3 protein-coding genes are annotated in these 6,451 nt (G+C 35.9%); 2 read left to right on the top strand and 1 reads right to left on the bottom strand.

The features are described 5' to 3' along the window. Positions 1 to 181, bottom strand: a 181-nt coding sequence (locus tag AB7E63_RS12845) for a hypothetical protein (protein WP_428419623.1), incomplete at its 3' end; no start/stop codon positions are given. 540 nt (positions 182 to 721) lie between these two features. Between AB7E63_RS12845 and AB7E63_RS12840 the strand changes: the two genes are divergently transcribed. Beyond that, the gene (locus tag AB7E63_RS12840) at positions 722 to 3,868 is read left to right on the top strand and encodes an ankyrin repeat domain-containing protein (protein WP_284452990.1); all 3,147 of its coding nucleotides are present in this window, start codon (positions 722 to 724) and stop codon (positions 3,866 to 3,868) included. Positions 3,869 to 4,094: 226 nt separating this feature from the next. Continuing rightward, positions 4,095 to 6,308 carry a patatin-like phospholipase family protein gene (locus tag AB7E63_RS12835; protein WP_428419622.1) on the top strand — a complete coding sequence of 738 codons (2,214 nt, stop codon included), beginning with the start codon at positions 4,095 to 4,097 and terminating at the stop codon, positions 6,306 to 6,308. Positions 6,309 to 6,451: the final 143 nt, after the last annotated feature.

Genomic DNA, 6,451 nt, shown 5'->3' with positions numbered 1-6,451 from the left:
CAACGATTCCACTCGGCAGGCCTAAAAGGTTGGCAAAAGAAATGCGGCCATCACTGTCATCCGTCGTTGAGCGGGGAATTTTAACCACTTCGTTTGAGGGTTCAGGCGTGAGATCTTCTTCTGCCATCAAGGGGTTAAGGAGCAAAATTAGGCTGGCTAGTAGATTTAGAAAAGATCTCATGTCACCCTCTTCAAAATAAAAATGAATAAAACAGAGGGGTTATATTAAAATTGAAAATATGAGTCAATGTTTTTTTATAAGTTGTAAGCGCAACGTGAAAATGTCACCATCTGAAGTATTCTATTTGTCAATTACAACCTGATGAAATGAATGCTCGAAGATTAATAAAAACAATAGTGTGGGATATATAGCTCTCATCGTGGTGTGATCATTGAAAGAACCGGACAAGAATATAAATATACCATTCATGAAGAGGCATCAAGAACTGAAACAATAATGGATCAAAAGCTAATAACAGCCTTTTTGGATCGAAAAAGACCAATGAGTGTGATCGAAAAACATTGAAGAAGACATATCTAGTTTCATTTTTAGATGTTGTTCTCCGAGCCCTCACCTATTTCCATCCATTTTTTGTTAAAAGAACGAAAGGTATCTGAGCTGTTTAGGTTGTGTAACTTCCTAGATAAATTATTTTAATTTCCTTTACATATTTTTCTAAATTAATTAGCTTGATATGTCAAAAAAAAATAAGGAGTTGTCGTGATCAGTTCAAGCCATCGATCTGAAGGTACTGTAGAGGTTGTGTTTGGAAGGGAAAATAATAAACTTGTAACGGATCAAGGACAAACTCTTGCAAGCCTAGCTAGAAGAGCTTTTGCGGCACATCTATCAAGAGGAGCTCTAAGCCTACGAGATCATTTTTTTACATTCATTGTAAGTGCTTGCGAAAATGAAAAATGGGAAATCCTATTAAAAAATAAAAAAGACATTTCTGTATATATCGATGCTGCCGACAAATCTGTCATCATGCATTTTGTTATGTATAGAAATGTTGAAATCATACAAAGAATTATCAGAAATAATTTATTTCAAAATCTAATTGGCAAAAACCCAGGTCATGTTCTCCATGCAGTTGTGAGAGAAGGATTCCAAGATTTAATGGATTATTTTTTAAAAAATGGATTTGCTCATGCTCGTGCACTTGATGACAAAGGTGCAAATTTGCTTCTTAACTCAATAGAAAGTGGTCAAAAAGATTTAATATATGACTGTTTACACTATGGAATTAACCCGAAGCAATGTTTTAGCTATATGGGATTTCGCTTGGATTCTCTTTCCTTGGCTGTCTATAAAGGAAGCATAGAATGTTTAGATAAGCTCATTGAAAGCTTAAACAATTTGAATCGCGCATTTCAAATTGATTTTTCTTGTCGTATCGAAAATGTAGGAACCCTTTTACATTTGGCGATTCATGCGGACCAACCACACATACTTGAGCACCTATTAACAAAGTATTACAAATTCACAAAAAAGCTCATTGAAATATGTGATAAGGAGAATCGAACACCTTTTATGTTGGCGGCTTTCTATGGAAAAATAGAAATGCTTGAAACCCTTATCTATGCAAAAGCTAATCTTTTAGCGGAAGATGAAAAAGGATGTAATGCAATACATCATGCTGTTAAGGGAAAACAATCGGAAACAATTAAATTTTTACATAAGCGTGGCCTGTGTGTGAATACAATTGGTCTTCGCGGCAGAACACCTTTAATAATAGCAAAAAAACTTTATAGAATGACAAGGGATATAGAATATAAAAAGATTAAGGTTCTTCTTGAAAATTTATCTGATTTTCAAAAAGTTAATCCTCAACCTATCTTGGATTATAAGAATTTACCTCCCGATAGTTTTGTTTTTCAAAGTTCTATGTTCACACCCCCTGTAATTTTCCAGCAAATGTTTGAGGCATTAGAAGCTAGAAATATATTGAAAGACCTTAAAAGAGTCGGTGGTGTTTCTCACGGTGCTCTGATGGCTGTAATTATAGCAATTGGTGAAAAAACTCGTCATATTTTTTTCAGTATTAGTGTTCTTTCTACTTACTTCAACGAGCTCCCACTAAAAAAAATTAGAGCCGTTCGCAAGAAACTTGAAACACTTGCAATGAACCCCGATAAATCCCCTTTTTCTTTTTTAGATAGCTCAAAACACTATAGTAGAGGAATTCGTCTACGAGATCGACTAAATGAATTGATTAAAGAGTATACTGAGATAGCTAATTGCACTTTTGGAGAATTCGCAGAATTGGTCTTTACAAAATCAAAAAATGTAAAAACAGGTAAATTCTTTAAGCATCTACATATCCTTGTTGTTGATGCTAAAAACAGGCAGGTTCTCCAAATTAATTCAGAAGAAAAAAAATGGAAAAATTTCCTTATCGCAGATGTGGTCGTTTCTGGCATTGCTTTTCCCATTTTTATAAAAATTCAAAATTTAAGGAAAAAAAAGAATCAACATATTTCAAATTCAGATCTATTTTGTATGGGAGGATGGGGATTTGTTGATCCTGCAATTCAAATGTTTGATCAAAAAAAATATATATTCAATTGTTTTGAAGATCTCGAAAAAGATAGCTATCATTTTAACAATCGAGTGTTAAGCGTACGCTTTGACCCGACAAAAGATGAAAAAGAGTCAAAGCAATTCATTGATTTTACAAGTGGAAAACCCCTAGTCAAAAAAAAATACGAAGATGAAAACTCTCTCAAGAGAAAGCGAATAATAAAGATTAAAGTAAAAGATTTAATAAGCTCTTCCGATACTCTTTGGGAGATTAAGCAAATAAATGAAACCTTAAATCATTTTTTTTCTACATCGCTTTCACAGAAAGAAGAGATAGATGGTATACAAAAAAATGTTTATTCTGATCGTATATGTGCGCATTCTGATTATGGATTGCTTATTCCATCTCCTAGATTGTTTCCGCCGCCCACTAGATTTGCCTGTATAGCTACGTGGAGCCCATTTTTGGAAGATTTGAATAAAGGGGGCCATCAATCAGCAGAAGAAGAGGAGGAGTTAGAAGAAGATGAGATAGGCATGAGAAAAAGACTTGAAAGAGCTAGCTTCAGTAACAGCACATTGACCCAATCAGCGTCCATTCCAGAAAGAAGCAAAACATCGCCTATTCCTCCTAGAAATTTAAGACATCTAGCATCTGCTCAAAAGCGGCAAGAAGAGACCGTTCTCTCTAATAGCGCTTCTTCCATAAAAATAACTCAACGAGAACCAGAACCGCCAAGTCGGAGTAAAACTCTAAATGATTTATACTCCTCGACAAGTTCCCGTTTCCCCAAAAGCTACCACGAAGCAAAGCAAGAGGAGTTGAAAAATACGAGGGGAAGTGTAGCTGATTTGAAGAAAACTCTGGAGGAATATGCTCGACCAAGTAGCAGGTCTCCCGGTCCTAGGCCGCCAGTACTTGTGTTACCCCCAGCTCGCAGCAAAACTCTAAATGATTTGCCTTCGACAAGTTCTCATTTCCTCAAGAGCAACCATGAAGCAAATCAAGAGGAGTTGAAAAATACGAGGGGAAGTGTAGCTGATTTGAAGAAAACTCTGGAGGAAAATGCTCGACCAAGCAGCAGGTCTCCAGGCCCTCGACCACCAGTACTTGTGCCGCCTCCAAAGATTTATGCTAATCAAGAAGTTAAACATGAGGAGGAAGAGCTAAAGGACAGGATGCATCATATGAAAAGAAGAGAACTAAATCCCGATCTCAGCCCTAGTCCTCCGAGAGCCCCTCAATATTCCCTCCCTCCTTTGCCACAGGCTCCTGCAATGCGGTCATCATCAACAGCAATATCTCCGCATTACGCAAATGAGAACTATCAAAATTATCAATAAAGGCAGAGGAAAAGAATGCTCAGACCCGAAAAGCTATATTGTCACTGTGAAAAGTAGATTGAATTATTTTACTCGACAGCAATGTCGCATAAAAAATCCAAGAAATTAAGAGAACTGAATTTTTGCATTTTAGTAATTCTGTAGTGGACTTTATAAACGCATGATTTTCGTTTTACAAATTTTTTGATATAAAGGAAGGATTGCAAAAATAAGGAGAACAAAAATTATGATACAAACAAGCTCAGATATTCCAAGGGGATTTTTCGCTACAGAATATGATGAGGAAGATGAAGCTTACTCTGTGGATGTGCAGGAGGTACCTATAGCGATGCTCTTCCACAAAGCATTTGGAGAAGCTAACTCTCCAAATGAAAATGTTTTAAAATCGCACTCCTTTTTTTTAATCAAGAGAGCATGTAATGAAGAAAATTGGAATCTAATTTCACAATATAAAGATCAAATTTTTAAATGCATGAATCAGGAAGAAGAATCTGTCATCATGCGTTTTTTAAGAATGAATAAATTAGAAGTTATAGAAAAAATCATCAAACAGAACTTGTACACAACTCTAGTTGGCCAGGATTCTCATCGTGTTTTTCGTGAGATTGTAATAAGAGGGCATTATTCTTTAGCAAAAGAATTTTTTAACGCAGGGGAATTGTTTCTAGTAAATGCGATCGATTCCAGAGGTGCTAATGCACTTATTAGTGCGATTGAGGGAGAACAAAAAGAATTCGCTAAAATTTGCTTACAAAATGGGAACTATCCTAATCAATATTTCCATTATTACAATTTTCGTCTAAATTCTCTTTCCTTTGCCGTCTATCAGGGGGCTATAGAGTGCCTCGATCAATTAGTTGAAACTTTGCAACAGATGAAAAGATTAAATAAAATTGATTTTTCAGAAACTACAGAACATGTAGGTAATCTTTTGCATTTAGCAATTTGGGCAAATCAACCTGGAATGTTACACCACCTTTTAACAAAATATCATAAGCAAACTTTGTCTCTTATTGAAAGAGAAGATCCTGAGGGAAAAACGCCTTTAATGCTTGCAGCCTCACTAGGAGACGTTCAATCTATAAAAATATTATTAGATGCCAACGCTATGATTGAGGCGAAAGATTGCTCAGGAAGAACCGCCATGCATTATGCTGCAGAAAAGAACCACATAAACGCTATCCTTTTTTTAATCAAAGAAGGTGCTGATGAAAACGTACAAGATAGCTGCAATCAAGCTCCTAGCCAATGTTGTGATAAAGTAACTGAAAGACTTCTCCTCAACATAAAATTAAGAAAGCAGATAGAGGAGCTGTTACCGACAGATTATATGGCTCTAGTGCCTTATAATTGTATATTTCAAGGTGGAGGTGCTAAAGGATTAGTTTATCTTGGAGTGACTAGGGCTTTAGAAAAATTAAACCTCTTAGAAGGTATAAGAAGATTTGCTGGAACATCTGCAGGAGCTTTAACGGCACTTTTTCTCGCTTTAGGAATGGGATCGACAGAATTAGAAGAAACGTTAAAAAATACTTCCGTAATGAAACTCCTTAATCTATTCATATTTGTAGTATCAGAAGATGAGAAACCAAGAATGAATGAATATTGTGCTTTTTTAAAAAATGCAGGCATCTCAATAGCCAAAATGGGAATTGCGTTGCTTAAATCTTTAAGCATCGTAGCTGGCAAAAAAACTGGATGGACGAGCGGTAAGAAATTAAGAAACTGGTTAAATACTCTCATAGAAACATATACAGAGATTCCAAATTGCACATTCGGAGAATTGTCGGATTTGATTAAAGCTGGTAAGCCCTTTAAACATTTGCATGTCATGACAACGGATTTAAAAACATCCTCTGTTCTTCACATAAATTCAGAGGATAAAAAATGGAAAAATTTCCTCATTGCAGATGCAGTTGTGGCATCTGCTGCTTATCCTTTACTGGTTGCTCTCCAAACATTAAGAGAAAAAATCGACGGGGTACTTGTGACCAACACCAATTATCAGTGCTCAGATGGTGGAATTCTTTTTAATTTACCGGCAGAAATTTTTGATCGAGTAGAGCAACCTGGATGGATGGATCCTCAATTAGCCATTCCACAATTTAACCGTCGTTCAATTGCTTTTTGCTTTGAGCGCTCCAAACTTGCTCCTTCGAAAGACAAAGAGTCCGTGTACAATTTTCTAGCTAGCGTTTTAACTAAAATTTATATGAGATCCGAAAACATAACTAGGCAGGTACTATCAGGAAGGCATGAAGAAAGGCTTGTAAGATTGAGTACAGGAGGGATTACGACAACAGAATTCCAAACTCAAGTTTCGGACGAAAAAGCTGCAAAAGCTCTTAAAGAATCTTATAAAGCCACAAAAGTATTTTTTAAAAATAGAAAGCGTAACTTTGATTCCTTTCTTAAACAATCAGAGACATCTAGTAAATAATCGCCTTATAGAGACAACAGGGCTAACGCATGAAGAATTTAGTTTACGCCGATAATACTCAAAAGATATTGCCGATCCCAGCCTGCTTTCAAACGTTTGTTTTTTATTCCCACTTTTGTCACCTTATCTTCTTTTAGTAAATT

Source organism: Parachlamydia sp. (genome assembly GCF_050255895.1).
GTDB lineage: Bacteria > Chlamydiota > Chlamydiia > Chlamydiales > Parachlamydiaceae > Parachlamydia > Parachlamydia acanthamoebae.
The sequence above is the reverse complement of the archived record's forward strand: the minus strand, read 5'-3'. Positions and strand labels throughout refer to the sequence as shown.

What these genes read in the sequence shown, in the direction of transcription:
- AB7E63_RS12835 (WP_428419622.1), top strand. Translation starts at nt 4,095, where the DNA reads ATGATACAAACAAGCTCAGATATTCCAAGGGGATTTTTCGCTACAGAA.